The following is a 14,046-nucleotide window of genomic DNA, read 5'->3' as shown; positions in this document are numbered from 1 at the left end:
CAGAGGCTGTTAGACCGCACTGGGATCAGTGGCGGTAGTACCGGTGCCTGTCATCATGCCGATACCGCGAGTGCTCATAGTGGTGGCGATCGTAGTACCGATCGCGGTGCGGCGGCGGCCGGTGATAGGCATGTCGCGGCGGTGGCGGGCGGTGATAGCCGTGACGCGGCGGCGGTGGCCGGTGGTGATCATAAGGGTGAGCGTTCGCGGTTCCCATCAGGGCCAGCGAGGCTGCTGCGATTGCGACCAGTACGCGCATTGGCGTCTCCTTTTTTTGTTAGGCAACGCCCTTGGCCGTCGGATTCTGTGCGTAATGTGAACCAGTTGCGCGCAGCCCTTCTGCTGGTGAGCGTCGCGATCGCAACCGCCGCAGCAGGCCCACGGCTCACCGCAGAAACCTCGGGAGCCATCATCGCGCGCGTGCGCCGGTTTGCAGAGGAGCGCGCGGCATGATCCCCATCACCGCCCACGCCATCCACCGTGCCATGCAGCGCATCCCCGGCCTCAAGTCCGAGATAGAGGCGATCAACATCCTGTCGTGCCGAGCAGTTCAGTGCGCCGCCGCCTTCGCGCCGGTCGGCTCGATCTGGGTCAATCTCTCCACCGGCCAGCACATCGCCCTGCATGATGTGCAAGGTGGTGACTGTCCTCCCCGCTGACCTCGACATGCGGAAGATGAACAGCGCGGCCCAAGCGCATCGCATGCGCTGCCGCGCCTACGCGCTCACCCAATGGAAGCCCGGCACATCGCCGTTTGATCAGCAGGAGGTGCACTGAACATGCAGACCGCGACCGTCATTTCCGCCGCGCACCTGTTCCAGCGCAACACCCGCCGCAAGCCAGCCCCTCCGGGTTTCGCAGAGGTCTTCATCCGCTGGGGATGGCGAGGTGTCGAAACCGTCTTCGGATCCCGCACCGAATGCAACAAGCGCTGGGTGGAGGAGTGCGGCGGATGCTCCCTGATCCAGCAGCGCCGAGATTACCGCCAACGCCTCCGGGAGCTTCGCCACGCATGATTGTCCCTCTCGACCATACCATCTGCGATGTCACGATCGCGAAGAAGGCGCTTTGCGTCGAGTTCGCCGACGGTCGCACGCTCTGTGCCCCGCTTGAGTGGTTTCCGATGCTCAGCGCCGCGCGCCCGGCGATGCTGGAAGAGTTCGATATCGCGCCCGACGGCCTGTCGATCTCGTGGCCCGGCCTAGGCGAAACAGTGAGTGCCGACTTCCTTCTGGCGCGCCGGTCCGCTGCGGGTAGCGACAATCGCGCGGAGAAGATGCTGTGAGCCGCCCCTACCCGCCCCACGACCTCGCCACCTTCTCCGATCTGGAGATGATGGACCGGTTCGTCCCCGCGCCGGACCTGCGCAGCTGGATCCGCATGACCTTCCTCAATGAGGACAGCAAGCTCTACAACCCGGACCACGCCCACCTGCGTGATGCAGCCCTCGGCATCCTCTGGACAAACTGCGACAACAGCCGGAACATGCGCGCCGTCGTCGGCCAGGCCGAGCTGATGCCGCCTATGGCAATGGGGAAGTGGCAGAAGGCCCGCGCCGAGCAGCAGATCGCCGACTGGTTCGACGGGATGCCCGACTTCCTGCTGACGTTCAGCGCGCCGGCTGCTGCCGGGATGGATGATCCCTCGTTCTGCGCCCTGGTGGAGCATGAACTCTACCACTGCGCCCAGAAGCTCGACGACTACGGGATGCCCAAGTTCAAGCAGGACGGGACGCCGTCGTTCGCGATCCGCGGGCATGATGTCGAAGAGTTCGTGGGTGTCGTCGCCCGGTATGGCGCGGAGGCTGCTGGCGTGTCGGCGATGGTGGATGCCGCCCAGCGCGCGCCGATGATCGGACGGGCCTCGATCGATGGGGCCTGCGGCACCTGCCTGCGCGCGGTCGCCTAGTTGACCGAGAGGAGACAGAAACGTGGCTGATGCCAAGCTTACCGACGACGTGAAAACCTTCATCGTGCAGGCTCTCGCATGCTTCGACACGCCATCTCAGGTGGTGGCCGCCGTCAACCAGGAATTTGGCCGGACGATCACCCGGCAGAACGTTGAGAAGTATGATCCGACGAAGGTTGCCGGCGCCAAGGTAGCGCCGAAGTGGCGGGCGCTGTTCGAGGCTGCCCGCAAATCGTTCGTGGACGATTCCTCGCAGATCGCAATCGCACACCGCTCGACCCGGCTCCGCGCGCTCCAGCGCATGGCTACGAAGGCCGAGGACAAGGGTAACTTCCCGCTGGCCGCCCAGCTGCACAAGCAAGCCGCCGAAGAGATGGGCAACGCCTACACCAACAAGCGCGAGATCACCGGCAAGGACGGGAAGGATCTGCCCGCTGCGGCGCCGGCCGTCGCGATCTTCGCCCTCCCCGATAACGGCCGGGACACCGCGGCATGACCTCCCTCCCTCCACCAAGGACCCCAAGAACATGAGCGATGAGAAGCTGAAGGCGGCGCTGCAACGGATTGCGCGCAACGAGATCGAAGTCTTTGACGAAGACATTCAGGGTAACGTTCTGGTTTCCATGGATGCCGACGAGATGGCGGCAATTGCCTATGCGGCGCTGGTCGAGAACACTCGTGAAGAACTTGCCGCGACCATGAACCCCACCCCGGCCGCAGAGGATGTGGTGGAGACAGTGGCGAGAGCGATCTGGAACAGGCTTCGCGACGATGAGGATCGTTGCGACATGGAGCTTGAGGACATGGGCGAAGGGCATCCGGTGTGGGACTATGCCCGGGCCGCCATCGCCGCCCTGCAATCCCGCCCCGCCGAACCTGCGGACGAGGAGCCGGTGGCGTGGCAGCGCAAGCATCCGGATCGGGGCTGGATTGACGCGAGTGAGGACGACCTGCCGCATTACCGTGCGCAAGGTCAGGAATGCCGCGCTCTCTACGCTCGCCCCGCCACCCCGAGCAATCCTGACAGGTTGGTGGAGGCGATGGCGATCCTCCGCGAAATCAAGAGCCAGTCCACTACGGTAGGCGGTTGGACGAGTGACACACCGTATATCTATCCCGAACTCTACGCTCGCATTGAGGCCGCTCTTTCCGCCGCTCCTGCGCAGGATGGGGACGCTCCGCGACGCTGCATTCACGGGAACCGGATCGGCGAACCCTGCCGCGACTGTGACAAGGAAGCGCGGGAGGCAACGGCATGACCAAAATCGACACCGACAAGCTGCGCGCGCTGGATGAGGCCGCAATGACAGTGTGGAGAACTGCACACGGCGCCTTTGGTCTAAAGAAGTGGCAGCAGGGCGCTATGACTCCCGAGGCGCATCCTGCCGCCGCTGCCGTCATCAAAGCCGCCCTCCAGCAAGCCCGCGCCGAGGCGCTGAAGGAAGTACTTCGCGCACTGCCGGACGAGATCGACCTATTTCGCATCATCCGGGCGGCCGGCCGTAAAGACGCCGACAAGGCCCGTGCAGTGCTTGCCGCCCTCTCTCGCAGCGGGGGTGAGTGATGTCCGTGACGCGACCTCCGCAACGTGTACTCAACGCAATGGGAGAGCTTGTCCTCTACGCTCTGGCCAATGGTCAGGACGTGGATGGCGGGTTCTTTATCTCCGCATCTTTGTCTTCCGGCATAGAGCCGGACGTGATTGACCTTGGCGAATGGCGGATCGAAATTAAGCGCATCACCCTGCCCAAAGGGGCGCCGACGGACGCATGAGCCCCGCAGTCGGATTCCTCACAGAGCCTAACGATCATCCGGTAGCGGGCATAGGGCACAACGGCGGCCCGCAGATCACCGCCGAAACGATCAAGCCGCAGCCCGGCCCGCAGACCGCGTTCCTGTCGTCGCCTGCCGACATCGCCATCTACGGAGGCGGTGCCGGCGGCGGGAAGACGTGGGGCCTACTCATGGAGCCGCTGCGCCACATCGCCAACTCTGGCTTCGGCGCCGTGTTCTTCCGCCGGTCCACCGTGCAGATCCGCAACGAGGGCGGCCTATGGGACGAAAGCGCCGTCCTCTACCCGCAGGTCGGCGGCGATCCGAAGGAGCACACGCTCTCGTGGTCGTTCCCCACCGGCGCCAGCGTGAGCTTCGCCCACCTCGAACACGACAAGACCCGGTTCAACTGGCAGGGTTCGCAGATCCCGCTGATCTGCTTCGACGAGCTGACGCACTTCTCCGCGGTCCAGTTCTGGTACATGGTCAGCCGCAACCGCTCGATGTGCGGTGTGCGCCCCTACATCCGGGCGACCTGCAATCCTGACGCGGATAGCTGGGTCGCCGACCTCATCGCGTGGTGGATCGACCAAGACACCGGCCTGCCCATCCCGGAACGCGCGGGCAAGCTGCGGTGGTTCGTCCGCGTCGGCGAGGACCTGAAGTGGGCAGACAGCCCCGAAAACCTGGCCTGCTACACCATGATCAACGACGCGGGTGAGCAGGTCGCCATCCCCGCGAAGTCACTGACGTTCATCCCGGCCAAGCTGACCGACAACAAGGCGCTGATGGCCGCCGATCCGGGGTACATGGCGTCGCTGCTGGCGCTGCCCCTCGTGGAGCGCGAGCGCTTGCTGGGCGGCAACTGGAAGATCCGGCCCGCCGCCGGGCTGTATTTCCAGCGCGCCTGGTGCCGTGTGGTCGATGCGATCCCCGCCGGCGTGGTATGGGGCCGAGGATACGATCTCGCAGCGACACCGCCGACGCCGGATAATCCCGACCCTGACGCTACGGCTTCGGTGAAGATCGGCCGCGCACCTGACGGCCGATACATCGTGGCCGACTGCCGGACGACGAAGACCACGCCCGCAGGAGTCGAGCGTTTCATCCTCAACACTGCCTCGGAAGATGGCGTAGCCGTGGAGATTTCACTCCCGCAAGACCCCGGACAAGCCGGCAAGAGCCAAGTCGCGCAGATGGTGAAGATGCTGAGCGGCTACAACGTTCGGTCTTCGACTGAAACGGGCGATAAAGTCACACGCTTCGGTCCGTTCTCTGCCCAGGCAGAAGCCGGTAACGTCGATGTCCTGCGCGGACCATGGAATGAACAATGGTTCACCGCTCTTGAGAGCTTCCCGGCGGCAAAGCATGATGACGAAGCGGATGCCACGTCGCGAGGATTTGACGTTGTATCACTCCGGCAAGCATCTGCGTTTGATGTTCTGTGATCCAAAGGGATAATATGCTTCCAATCAACGCGTTCTCGACTGGCACTCTAGAGTCAATCAAAGCCAATTCCCTGCTACTTTATCGCGATGAACCAGTCCTAGTTCTAGGTAATCCGTCGTATGCTATAACAACAGATCAATGGAGAGCTTTCCGGTCTAATGGGAACACAGCATGGCGCGGGGTTGCAATTCAAGGGATACGGATTGAAGTGGATCCGACTACTCGTTTCGACGAAGGCCGAGTTCGCTATAGTCCGGGTGATTTAATCGTCCGAGGCGACAATGCTTATGTTGCTGCGACGCTAGACGATGGTTGGCACACATCCATACTCGTCGGCATTGATGGAGATGCTATCGGCGATGAGGGGAGCAACAGAGGGTATGGCTTCAAACGCTGGAATGTCGTGACAGGCACCGGTACTGAAAAGGTTGTTCTCGCAGAAGTGACCGATCAGACTGTTGCGCTGAAAATCTGAACATCGCCGTCCGTAGCAAGTCAGCCCATGCCCCCGCACCGTCTCGGGCATGGGCAACGTCTCTCCGATCCGCCGCTTCGCTGACGGCCTGGCGAATGTACTGACCGGACGGGGGACCACGGTCGACCGGGCGGTTCACAACTTCTGGGTCAACCGCTGCATGCCGCCCGAGCAGATCGAGGCAGCCTATCGCACGTCGTGGCTCACCCGGCAGGTCGTCGATATTCCCGCGCAGGACATGACCCGCGCCGGCCGTAGCTGGGACGCGACGGACGACGAAATCGAAAAGATCGAGGCCGAGGAAAAGCGCATCGGCTACTGGCCTGCCGTCCGGCTTGCGCTCACCTACGGGCGCCTTGGCGGTGGTGCCATCTTCATCAACCTGGGCGACGATCCTTCGCAGCCGTTGCCGGCAACTATCCGGCCGGAACAGATCGTCAGTCTCGTGCCGCTCTACCGTACCCAGCTTACGGTCGAGCAGATGATCGACAATGTGCTGGATCCGAACTTCGGAAAGCCCTCGGATTTCCGCCTCAACACCGCGCAGACGCCGCTTATCCATCCGAGCCGCCTTGTGTTCTTCAAGGGGCAGCCGGTGCCGAGCTTCAGCGCTACTACCTCTTGGGAAGACAAATTCTGGGGCGATTCCATCGTCCAGTCGGTCAATGAAGCCGTGCAGGACGCGACGACGGCGACCGCAGGTTTCGCGGGCCTCATCGACGAAGCGAAGGTCGACGTTTTCTTCCTTGATCGACTTGCCGAAACGCTCGCCCAACCCGGCGGCGAGGACAAGGTTCGTCAGCGCATCCAGATCGCCACGACCGAGAAGTCCAACAACCGCTCCCTCACGCTTGACGCTAACGACAAGTGGGAAACCCGGACGCTCAACTTCTCGGGCTGGAAGGATATCATCACCACGTACCTGTCTATCGTGGCGGGCGCGTCGAACATTCCCGCCACACGGTTGCTCGGCAAGTCACCGGACGGCATGAATTCCACGGGTGAGAGCGACCTCACCAACTACTACGACGGCATTGCCGCCCAGCAGGACGATGATCTCCGCCCTGCCCTGGACGAACTCGACGAGGTGTTGCTGCCCAGCGCGGGCGTGCCTACCGATCTGTCGTGGACGTTCTCGGCGATCCGCACACTCACTGCTCAACAGGCCGCAGACGTGGAGAACAAGGAGGCGGACACGCTTACCAAGCTGGTCAACACCGGCCTGTTTTCCGACGATGCGCTTGAGCAATCGTACTCGAACCGCATGATCGAGAGCGGCCGCTGGCCGGGATACAAGGACGAGCGCGATAAGCAGAAAGCTGCGGGCGAGATCGAACCCGGCGGTGATGAAGCGGAGCTTGGGATTGTGGGTTCGGAAGGAGGTGATCCTTCGTCTGCCGGTGCCGGCGCCTTGAATGGAATCGGGGCGTCGGGCCGTGCGGCTCAGGATGCGTTCTTTGCCGATGCACAGCCTCGCCCACTCTACGTCCAGCGCAAGTTGCTCAATGGCGAAGACCTTATCGCATGGGCACAGGAAAATGGCTTCACCTCGACGCTGCGTGCCGATGATATGCACGTGACCGTGCTCTATTCTCGCGATCCGGTGGACCCGATGAAGATGGGCGAAAGCTGGGCTGGCGACGACAAGGGTCGAATCATGATCAAGCCCGGCGGCCCGCGGGCAATCGAGCGCTTCGGTGAAGGCGCTGTCGTACTTTTGTTCGCATCGTGGGATCTGGAGAGCCGGCATCGGTCGATGGTCGAAGCTGGTGGAAGTCACGACTTCTCCGAATACCATCCGCACGTGACGATCTCGTATGGGGTTCCGGCTGACGTCGATCTCTCGACGATCAAGCCGTACGCCGGTGCGCTGGAATTCGGCCCGGAGATCTTCGAACCACTCGACCTCGATTGGAAGCTCAAGATAGCGGAGGCCTGACATGGTGGCCTTCAATCTGGTGACGATGGCCCGACAGAAGGGCATCCGCCGAAACGTCACTGTCCGCCCGATCCAGCCAACGCAAGCGAACGCAGACGACTTGGCCGCGCTCTATCTCGCCGTGCTCAAACCATGGTCGGCCAACGCCATCCTTGCCGGCTATGATCAGCCAGCCAAGGGCGTCTCCGATTCCCTCACGCTCGACGCGCCCAGCGATCAGACGCAGGCCATCGCGGAGGCGCAGCGCGAAAGCACACGCCTGATTGGCGAGTTCACTGCTGGCTTATCTCGTTGGGCGGTTCGCATCGAGCAATGGCACCGAAAGAAGTGGATCGCAGCCGTGGATGCCGCGACCGACATCGACCTGACGCCGATCCTCACCGACGGGGACACGGCCGAGACGTTGGCCGTGTTCATTGACCGCAACGTGGCGCTGGTCAGCGATGTGACCGCCCAAGTGCGCGGGCGCATCGCAGATGCCGTCTACCGGGGCTATCAGGAGCGCCTGCCCGCGCGCGAGGTCGCGAAGTCCATCAGCGATGCAACCGGGCTGGCCCGCGCCCGATCGATCCGCATTGCTTCCGACCAGAACAGCAAGATCAGCGCTGCCCTCGACCGGGTGCGCCGCGATCAAGCGGGCGTCGCGCTGTTCAAGTACCGGCATTCCGGCAAACTTCATGCACGGCCCTGGCACAAAGCGCGGGACGGCAAGATCTACGACAGTGCCACCGGCAAGCAGGTCGATACGGATGGGTCGGCTATGTCTGGCGGCGATGTGATCGCAGCTGACGACCGGCCGGGGATGCCACCATTCTGCGGCTGCCGCGAGCAGGCTTATTTGGCAATGATGGCCGAAAGCCAGAACTGACTGGCGTCAATAATATCGCCAGAATCGCTTGGATGTTGTATCTTAAGGGACACCATTCAGGAGAGAAAATGACAAAAACATCGGTACTTGGAAGCCACACGTCGAGCCTGCGAGATAGCTGGTGGTACCTTGAGCAAGATGCGGATGGCTCGATCTTCGTTCGTCATGAAGACGACGAAGACAGTAGCAAGAACTGGCGAAAACCTTTGCACGAAGTCATGGCTGGCAATGGGTCGGCGAAGAAACTCGTTCAGGAGCGCATTGACCGCATGTTCGAGGATCGCACCACCAAGTAACAGACGAGAGGGCGCAACTGCGGCGACCGTCCGTAGAGGCGCCCTCACAACGCCAGCACAACGCTGGCATGGTGCAACTTTGCGACACCCTCGACGCTACCACGACAGCCCGCATATGTGCGGACGGGTCGCTTGTCGCTGAAGTGCGCGGCGCCCGCGTCGGTATCCAGAACTATCTTCCCGCCGAAGCCGGAGCCCCTGACGGGTTCTCCGGTTCGGTTGTGCGTGTCTATCGCCCGGCGGAAGAGGTGTTCAGCCGCGACAGCATGGCCTCATTCGCCGCCGCACCATTCACCATCAACCACCCTTCCGAAATGGTGGACGCCAGCAATTGGCGTCAGCTCGGCGTCGGTGAGATCAACGGCGATATCGCCCGTGACGGCGAGTTCGTCCGCGTCCCGGTGATCGTCAGGGATGCCGCTGCGGTCGAGAAGGTCCGCACCACCCACAAGCAGCTTTCGATGGGTTACACCTGCACCCTCGACTGGACCCCCGGCACCACCCCCGCCGGCGAGGCCTACGACGCCGTGCAGCGAGAAATCCGCATCAACCATATCGCCGCAGTTCCTGCCGCTCGGGGCGGGCCGGAACTCAAGATCAGCGATGAACGCTCGCTGCCCCCGGAGAAATCTACGATGAAGATCAAGATCGGCGATGCCGAAGTCGATGCGACGAACGGTGAGGCCGTTCGGATCGCAGTCGATGGCCTCAATAGCAAACTGGTCGATGCGACCACGCGCGCGACCACGGCGGAAACGAGCCTTGCGACCGCGACTACCACCCTAGCGGCGAAGGATGCCGAGATCGTCACGCTCAACCAGAAGCTGGCGGATGCGGCGATGACCCCGGCGAAGCTGCGCGATGCGGCCAAAGCCTACGCGGGCGTGTGTGGCAAGGCCAAGGCACTCGGCGTGACCTTTGCCGAGGATGCCGACAGCGACGCCATCATGAAGGCCGTCGTGGACGCTAAGATGGGCGACATCGCCAAGGGCTGGAGCGCCGAACAGATCGCCGCTTCGTTCGCCGTGCTGGCCAAGGACGCGAAGGTGGAAACCCAGACCTTCGATGCCAGCGCCTTCAAGGGCGGCATCCAGAACCTCGGCGACGCCGCGGCGCTGGCTGATCAGGCCCTCGCCAAGGCCAACAATGACCTCAACGCCTGGAGGAACGCATAATGGCTCTCACGTTCCGCAACTCCCTCGCCGCATTTCAGGTTGGCTGCCGCGTCAACATGGAAGAGTGGAACACGTTCACTCGCACGGCTGAGGCCGCTGCGTCTCTCGGGTTTGGTACACCAGTGATGCCCGGAACCGGTGCGCATACGTGCATCGAACTGGATGCGACGACCGGCCGAAACGTGCTCGGCATCACCGAGGCTTCGCTCACGCTCCCTCGTCCTGGCGACAACTATGCCCAGTATGACAACGTGGGCATCTGTGAAAGCGGCGTCATCGGCGTGCTTCTCGGCGCGAACGTCACCAAGGGTGCCCAGGCCCGTTGGAACACGACGAACAAGACGTGGACCGGCGCTGCCCAGTCAGCAACCGTCGTCACCATCCCGGGCGCTCAGTTCGAGGAAGATGGCTCCAGCGGTGCTGTCGGCGCTGTACGCTACCGCCGCCCCGTTCCCTCTCTCTCTGTTTCGGGGTAATCGATCATGCAGAAGCTTCTTACCGACTCTCAGGCCCTTACGCTGGTCACTGCGCAGGCCTACAAGGTCAATCAGACGGTCTACGAGACCCGGTTCCCGGACTGGGATTTCAGCCGGCTCATTTACGTGGACACCAGCGGCCCCGCATGGTCGCCGGGCATCCTGACCTACACGTCGGACCTGACCGGCCGCGCCAACTGGCAGTCGGGCTACGCCAAGGACATCCCGTTGGCCGATGTGTCGCAGGATATCACGACCAAGACGTTCCAGCTCGCCGCGATCGGCTACCAGTGGAATATCGAGGAAGTGAACACGGCCGTCCAGGTCGGCGCAAGCCTGCCGGATCGTCGCGCCCGCGCCGCACGCCTCGCCTACACCAAGTTCATGTTCGACATCACCCTGTTCGGCTCGGCCGAAAAGGGCCTCGGTGGTCTCACCAACTACCCGGGCGTGGTCGTCACGATTGCCCCGGCTGACGGTACCGGATCGTCCACATACTGGGTGAACTCGGCAGGCGTTGGCATCAAGACCCCGGCGCAGATCGTCCGCGATATCAACATTGGCCTCCAGGGCGTCAGCCTTGCCACCTTTGAGACCGAACTCGCGGATACGATCCTGCTCCCGGTCGAGGCTTACAACTACATCGCGGCAACGCCCTACAGCGCTACCACGATGGAGACGATCCTCTCGTTCGTTATGCGGACCAACATCTACACGCTCACGACCGGCCGCCCGCTGACGATCCGCACGGTTCGTGAACTTGGCACCGCCGCGACCGGCGGCGCTGCCGGCACCGGCCGCATGGTCGTCTACAAGAACGATCAGGACTACGTGAAGCTGCATCTGCCGATGCCTCACCAGTTCCTGCCGGTCTATCAGGACGGCCCGCTGAACTGGACCATTCCCGGCATCTTCCGCACCGGCGGCGTCGAACTGCTGACGACCGTGGCGATGCGCTACATCGACGGCATCTCGCAGCCGCCCGCCTAACACATCAAGCCCCGCTGGCTACGGTCGGCGGGGCTACTACTCCGGGGCCGTCATCCCCGTGGCCCTAATCGACAGGACCCAAAATGACGAAGCTCTCCATCACCAATCTGACCAACTCCCCCTTCGATCTTGAGGGCGGCCATCGTCTGCCTGCAATGGGATCGGTGACCGAGCACTTCAGCGATGATTATGCGGCGGCCCTACGTCTCTCGCCTGGTGTGCAGGTTAGCGAGCCCGCGGAAGATGCCGAACTCGATGCTCTCCGCGCGCAGGCCGAAGAACTGGGTATCGAAGTGGATGGCCGCTGGGGGGCTAAACGCCTCGAAACCGAAATCGCCAAAGCACGGAAGGCCTGATCCGTGGCCTATACCCCGCCCAATAAGGCGACCTTCATCGCGATCTTCCCCGCGTTCGCCGCGGTCACGGATGAGCAGTACGCGTTCTGGTCGGCCCAAGCTGCCCTGATCACCGATCCCATGGAGGCCTGCCTGGGCGCGCGCATGGATCTCGCAACCATGCTGGTGACCGCTCACTACCTCACCCAGCAGGGAATCGGCACGGGGACTGAAGCCGAGATGGCAGCTCAAGGTGCATCCGGCTTCACCCGCATCAAGTCTGGCCAGCTCGAATTGCAGCGATCGGACAGCAGCGGGACCGATGCTGATGGCGGCGATTGGGCCACTACCTCATACGGTCAGCGGGTATGGCCAATGCTGAGCGCCTGCGCAGGCAGCGGGCCGCTCGTATCCGGAACCGGCCGCGTGGTGGGGGTCTTCGGTTACCGGGCCGGTCCTATGCCGTGGCAGCGCTACTGACATGGGCCTTCTCAACGGCGGTATCGCCAGCGTCTTTCACAGCGTCTTCTCAGGGATCTACCTTGATGGGACGCTTCATGCCGGCACCGGTGAGCCCATCTACGGCCCCGGCAGCGTCATCACAGGTTACTCCGGCGGTGATTCCGACATCAAGGTCCAGACCGATGCCACCGGCGACGCTGTCCGCGATGACGTGGGTTTTGCCGAGGGTGACGTGACCCTAATCATTCTCGCGCTTAATGTGCCCCAGATCACCAGCGACCACGAGGTGACGGATGGGTACGGGGAGAAGTTCTCGATCCAGCGGGCCTCGCTCGATGCGGCGCGGTCGCATTGGGTCTGTCGGGGGCGTAAGGGCTGATGGCGCGGATTACTGGAGCCGATGACCATCTAAAACGTCTCCGTAAGATGACATCAGGCATGCGCCGCGAGGCTGGAAAGCTCGTCTATACGCTGGCTGACATGCATGCGACCGAAGCAGCCCTATTGATCACGAGTGGCGCAGTCTCCGGCAAAAACCACGTCGTATCTACGCCGGGCGATGCGCCTAACGCCGACACGCACCTGCTGGATCGATCTGTGCACGCGGAGCGTACAGGCCCCCTCAAGGCCATCTCTGCCGCAGATGCGCCATATGCTGCGGCACTCGAATTCGGGACACAGAAGGTTGAGGAACGCCCGTTCATGCGGCCAGCAGCCAAGAAGGTAAGAAAAGAGGCAGGCAGCCTATCTAAAGCGGCACTCAATATGGTTGTTAAAGGCGGAAAGCTTTAATCTGCAGCACTACTTACAGTCGAGAATTTCTTCCGGTGTCTTTGCGAATTGAATGCACTGCTCTCGAATTGATGCGTCCAGCGAGCTTTCTCGCGAGGATTCAGCTGTAGCATTACCCAGCGCCGGAATGGCTGCCCCTTGGACGCCCAACCAAAGTGCGAAACCGACAGCCCCAAACCACCCAAGGATGCACGCGATGATGGCATATCCCTTCAAGATGCCATTTTCGTACCGGAAAGCTGGATTAGCTGCGATTTCAAGAGATTTTATGACGAGATAGAGGCATCCCAGCCAACCAATGATCTGAAGCATATATCCCCGTCCGTAGTCAAAAAGCCCGCCAGATGGCTCCACTGGGCCATGACCCGCCGCATCACCTTTTCGGCCGACTACAATCATCGTTGGCCTTCGCGCGCCATTTCGCACTTCAAGGCCGATAGGACGTACACTGTCAAGCCTGAGGTGCGCGAAGCAGCTCTACGAAAAGGCGTGGCGACAGAGGCTGATAGCCGTGCTACTCGACAAATCGGTGAAAAATCGGCTCGACGTGGATCGCCTCGGCGAATGGATGGACCTGATCCTAGACCGGATCGAGACATCTCACGATTGGACGAATTGGAATCTGCTGTCAGCCCTGGGCTGGGTGATGTCCTTCCCGTCAAGGATATGGGCAAACAATGACAATAAGCCCGACCCTCTATGCCCGGCAGATCATCCTTCCGGCAATCCAGACCGACGCTGAGGTCACCGCGCTTATACCTGCCGCCAGCCTGTATCCTTCAAAAACCCCAAATAACCCGCCGAAGCCATTTGGACGCTACGGCGGCGGGGACACCTCTACCCCTCTTCGTCCGTCGGGTTGGAAAGGTGGAGATGTCGACGGATCCTATCATATTTGGGTTGGCGTGACGTCCGCCATCCCCGACCCCAAGACCTATTGCGAAGAGGCTACCGCCGCGATTGCAGACGTGATTGATGCGCTCTCAGATTGCTTCGTCGAGCGCACGCAAATCCTTTCAGACCCTGACGAGGTCGATGTCTGGCACGGCGTTGTCATCTTTACGTTCAACGCCCTTGCCCCGGTATAGGCGTCCGTAGAGCGGGACTT

Annotated in this window: 24 protein-coding genes; 22 read left to right on the top strand and 2 right to left on the bottom strand. The window is 62.1% G+C overall.

The window, feature by feature from the left end; all coding sequences use genetic code 11:
* Positions 1-9: 9 nt before the first annotated feature.
* A complete protein-coding gene (locus tag EDF56_RS00810; protein WP_165912042.1) occupies positions 10-192 on the bottom strand; it encodes a hypothetical protein in 183 nt (60 codons plus the stop codon).
* Positions 193-315: 123 nt separating this feature from the next.
* Between EDF56_RS00810 and EDF56_RS25790 the strand changes: the two genes are divergently transcribed.
* The 21 genes from EDF56_RS25790 (at position 316) to EDF56_RS00715 (ending at position 12,938) form a co-directional block, all read left to right on the top strand.
* Positions 316-453 (top strand): hypothetical protein, encoded by a 138-nt coding sequence (locus tag EDF56_RS25790; RefSeq protein WP_165912041.1) that lies wholly within the window; start codon positions 316-318, stop codon positions 451-453.
* A complete protein-coding gene (locus EDF56_RS00805) occupies positions 450-659 on the top strand; it encodes a hypothetical protein (RefSeq protein ID WP_132384851.1) in 210 nt (69 codons plus the stop codon). The genes EDF56_RS25790 and EDF56_RS00805 overlap by 4 nt, the downstream gene beginning before the upstream one ends.
* A 120-nt stretch (positions 660-779) precedes the next feature.
* The gene (locus EDF56_RS25785; RefSeq protein ID WP_165912040.1) at positions 780-1,016 is read left to right on the top strand and encodes a hypothetical protein; all 237 of its coding nucleotides are present in this window, start codon (positions 780-782) and stop codon (positions 1,014-1,016) included.
* Positions 1,013-1,285 (top strand): DUF2442 domain-containing protein, encoded by a 273-nt coding sequence (locus EDF56_RS25780; RefSeq protein ID WP_165912039.1) that lies wholly within the window; start codon positions 1,013-1,015, stop codon positions 1,283-1,285. Before EDF56_RS25785 ends, EDF56_RS25780 begins: the two co-directional genes overlap by 4 nt.
* Positions 1,282-1,908, top strand: a complete 627-nt coding sequence (locus tag EDF56_RS00795) for a putative metallopeptidase (RefSeq protein ID WP_243652311.1) — start codon at positions 1,282-1,284, stop codon at positions 1,906-1,908. The genes EDF56_RS25780 and EDF56_RS00795 overlap by 4 nt, the downstream gene beginning before the upstream one ends.
* Before the next feature lie 22 nt (positions 1,909-1,930).
* Positions 1,931-2,404, top strand: a complete 474-nt coding sequence (locus tag EDF56_RS00790; protein WP_132384849.1) for a DUF2280 domain-containing protein — start codon at positions 1,931-1,933, stop codon at positions 2,402-2,404.
* A 31-nt stretch (positions 2,405-2,435) separates the two neighbouring features.
* Positions 2,436-3,167, top strand: coding sequence for a hypothetical protein (locus EDF56_RS00785; RefSeq protein ID WP_165912038.1), 732 nt, complete (start codon positions 2,436-2,438; stop codon positions 3,165-3,167).
* Positions 3,164-3,472 carry a hypothetical protein gene (locus EDF56_RS00780; RefSeq protein WP_132384847.1) on the top strand — a complete coding sequence of 103 codons (309 nt, stop codon included), beginning with the start codon at positions 3,164-3,166 and terminating at the stop codon, positions 3,470-3,472. The genes EDF56_RS00785 and EDF56_RS00780 overlap by 4 nt, the downstream gene beginning before the upstream one ends.
* A 38-nt stretch (positions 3,473-3,510) precedes the next feature.
* Positions 3,511-3,681 carry a hypothetical protein gene (locus EDF56_RS00775; RefSeq protein WP_165912037.1) on the top strand — a complete coding sequence of 57 codons (171 nt, stop codon included), beginning with the start codon at positions 3,511-3,513 and terminating at the stop codon, positions 3,679-3,681.
* A complete protein-coding gene (terL, locus tag EDF56_RS00770) occupies positions 3,678-5,129 on the top strand; it encodes a phage terminase large subunit (protein ID WP_132384845.1) in 1,452 nt (483 codons plus the stop codon). Before EDF56_RS00775 ends, terL begins: the two co-directional genes overlap by 4 nt.
* A 209-nt stretch (positions 5,130-5,338) precedes the next feature.
* Positions 5,339-5,605, top strand: coding sequence for a hypothetical protein (locus EDF56_RS00765; RefSeq protein WP_132384844.1), 267 nt, complete (start codon positions 5,339-5,341; stop codon positions 5,603-5,605).
* A 49-nt stretch (positions 5,606-5,654) separates the two neighbouring features.
* Entirely contained in the window at positions 5,655-7,544 is a 1,890-nt protein-coding gene (locus tag EDF56_RS00760) for a phage portal protein (RefSeq protein ID WP_132384843.1), read from the top strand.
* 1 nt (position 7,545) lies between these two features.
* Positions 7,546-8,412: a phage minor head protein gene (locus tag EDF56_RS00755; RefSeq protein WP_132384842.1), complete on the top strand. Its 867-nt coding sequence runs from the start codon at positions 7,546-7,548 to the stop codon at positions 8,410-8,412.
* 68 nt (positions 8,413-8,480) lie between these two features.
* Entirely contained in the window at positions 8,481-8,708 is a 228-nt protein-coding gene (locus tag EDF56_RS00750; RefSeq protein WP_132384841.1) for a hypothetical protein, read from the top strand.
* Positions 8,709-8,776: 68 nt separating this feature from the next.
* On the top strand, positions 8,777-9,883 hold the full coding sequence (locus EDF56_RS00745; protein WP_132384840.1) for a DUF2213 domain-containing protein: 1,107 nt from the start codon (positions 8,777-8,779) through the stop codon (positions 9,881-9,883).
* Positions 9,883-10,359, top strand: a complete 477-nt coding sequence (locus EDF56_RS00740; RefSeq protein WP_132384839.1) for a hypothetical protein — start codon at positions 9,883-9,885, stop codon at positions 10,357-10,359. Before EDF56_RS00745 ends, EDF56_RS00740 begins: the two co-directional genes overlap by 1 nt.
* 6 nt (positions 10,360-10,365) lie before the next feature.
* Complete coding sequence (locus EDF56_RS00735; RefSeq protein ID WP_132384838.1) at positions 10,366-11,349, top strand: DUF2184 domain-containing protein; 984 nt, start codon at positions 10,366-10,368, stop codon at positions 11,347-11,349.
* 83 nt (positions 11,350-11,432) lie between these two features.
* On the top strand, positions 11,433-11,705 hold the full coding sequence (locus tag EDF56_RS00730) for a hypothetical protein (protein WP_132384837.1): 273 nt from the start codon (positions 11,433-11,435) through the stop codon (positions 11,703-11,705).
* A 3-nt stretch (positions 11,706-11,708) separates the two neighbouring features.
* Positions 11,709-12,164, top strand: a complete 456-nt coding sequence (locus EDF56_RS00725) for a DUF4054 domain-containing protein (protein ID WP_132384836.1) — start codon at positions 11,709-11,711, stop codon at positions 12,162-12,164.
* Between the two features lies 1 nt (position 12,165).
* Positions 12,166-12,525, top strand: coding sequence for a hypothetical protein (locus EDF56_RS00720; protein ID WP_132384835.1), 360 nt, complete (start codon positions 12,166-12,168; stop codon positions 12,523-12,525).
* Entirely contained in the window at positions 12,525-12,938 is a 414-nt protein-coding gene (locus EDF56_RS00715; protein WP_132384834.1) for an HK97-gp10 family putative phage morphogenesis protein, read from the top strand. The genes EDF56_RS00720 and EDF56_RS00715 overlap by 1 nt, the downstream gene beginning before the upstream one ends.
* A 9-nt stretch (positions 12,939-12,947) precedes the next feature.
* On the opposite strand, the gene EDF56_RS00710 is transcribed toward EDF56_RS00715, so the two are convergent.
* Entirely contained in the window at positions 12,948-13,337 is a 390-nt protein-coding gene (locus EDF56_RS00710) for a hypothetical protein (protein ID WP_132384833.1), read from the bottom strand.
* Between the two features lie 278 nt (positions 13,338-13,615).
* Between EDF56_RS00710 and EDF56_RS00705 the strand changes: the two genes are divergently transcribed.
* Entirely contained in the window at positions 13,616-14,026 is a 411-nt protein-coding gene (locus EDF56_RS00705; RefSeq protein WP_132384832.1) for a DUF3168 domain-containing protein, read from the top strand.
* The last annotated feature ends 20 nt before the right edge of the window (positions 14,027-14,046 follow it).

The organism is Novosphingobium sp. PhB165, assembly GCF_004341845.1.
Classification (GTDB): Bacteria; Pseudomonadota; Alphaproteobacteria; order Sphingomonadales; family Sphingomonadaceae; genus Novosphingobium.
Note: the sequence above shows the minus strand (reverse complement) of the source record. Positions and strands in the feature narration are given on the sequence as shown.

Coding starts and splice junctions, on each gene's coding strand:
- EDF56_RS00730 (WP_132384837.1), top strand. CDS start 11,433: ATGACGAAGCTCTCCATCACCAATCTGACCAACTCCCCCTTCGATCTT.
- EDF56_RS00710 (WP_132384833.1), bottom strand. CDS start 13,337: ATGATTGTAGTCGGCCGAAAAGGTGATGCGGCGGGTCATGGCCCAGTG.
- EDF56_RS00780 (WP_132384847.1), top strand. CDS start 3,164: ATGACCAAAATCGACACCGACAAGCTGCGCGCGCTGGATGAGGCCGCA.
- EDF56_RS00740 (WP_132384839.1), top strand. CDS start 9,883: ATGGCTCTCACGTTCCGCAACTCCCTCGCCGCATTTCAGGTTGGCTGC.
- EDF56_RS00715 (WP_132384834.1), top strand. CDS start 12,525: ATGGCGCGGATTACTGGAGCCGATGACCATCTAAAACGTCTCCGTAAG.
- EDF56_RS00810 (WP_165912042.1), bottom strand. CDS start 192: ATGATCACCACCGGCCACCGCCGCCGCGTCACGGCTATCACCGCCCGC.
- EDF56_RS00785 (WP_165912038.1), top strand. CDS start 2,436: ATGAGCGATGAGAAGCTGAAGGCGGCGCTGCAACGGATTGCGCGCAAC.
- EDF56_RS00705 (WP_132384832.1), top strand. CDS start 13,616: ATGACAATAAGCCCGACCCTCTATGCCCGGCAGATCATCCTTCCGGCA.
- EDF56_RS00745 (WP_132384840.1), top strand. CDS start 8,777: ATGGTGCAACTTTGCGACACCCTCGACGCTACCACGACAGCCCGCATA.
- EDF56_RS00720 (WP_132384835.1), top strand. CDS start 12,166: ATGGGCCTTCTCAACGGCGGTATCGCCAGCGTCTTTCACAGCGTCTTC.
- EDF56_RS00755 (WP_132384842.1), top strand. CDS start 7,546: ATGGTGGCCTTCAATCTGGTGACGATGGCCCGACAGAAGGGCATCCGC.
- terL (WP_132384845.1), top strand. CDS start 3,678: ATGAGCCCCGCAGTCGGATTCCTCACAGAGCCTAACGATCATCCGGTA.
- EDF56_RS00775 (WP_165912037.1), top strand. CDS start 3,511: ATGGGAGAGCTTGTCCTCTACGCTCTGGCCAATGGTCAGGACGTGGAT.
- EDF56_RS00805 (WP_132384851.1), top strand. CDS start 450: ATGATCCCCATCACCGCCCACGCCATCCACCGTGCCATGCAGCGCATC.
- EDF56_RS25780 (WP_165912039.1), top strand. CDS start 1,013: ATGATTGTCCCTCTCGACCATACCATCTGCGATGTCACGATCGCGAAG.
- EDF56_RS00735 (WP_132384838.1), top strand. CDS start 10,366: ATGCAGAAGCTTCTTACCGACTCTCAGGCCCTTACGCTGGTCACTGCG.
- EDF56_RS00750 (WP_132384841.1), top strand. CDS start 8,481: ATGACAAAAACATCGGTACTTGGAAGCCACACGTCGAGCCTGCGAGAT.
- EDF56_RS00760 (WP_132384843.1), top strand. CDS start 5,655: ATGGGCAACGTCTCTCCGATCCGCCGCTTCGCTGACGGCCTGGCGAAT.
- EDF56_RS25785 (WP_165912040.1), top strand. CDS start 780: ATGCAGACCGCGACCGTCATTTCCGCCGCGCACCTGTTCCAGCGCAAC.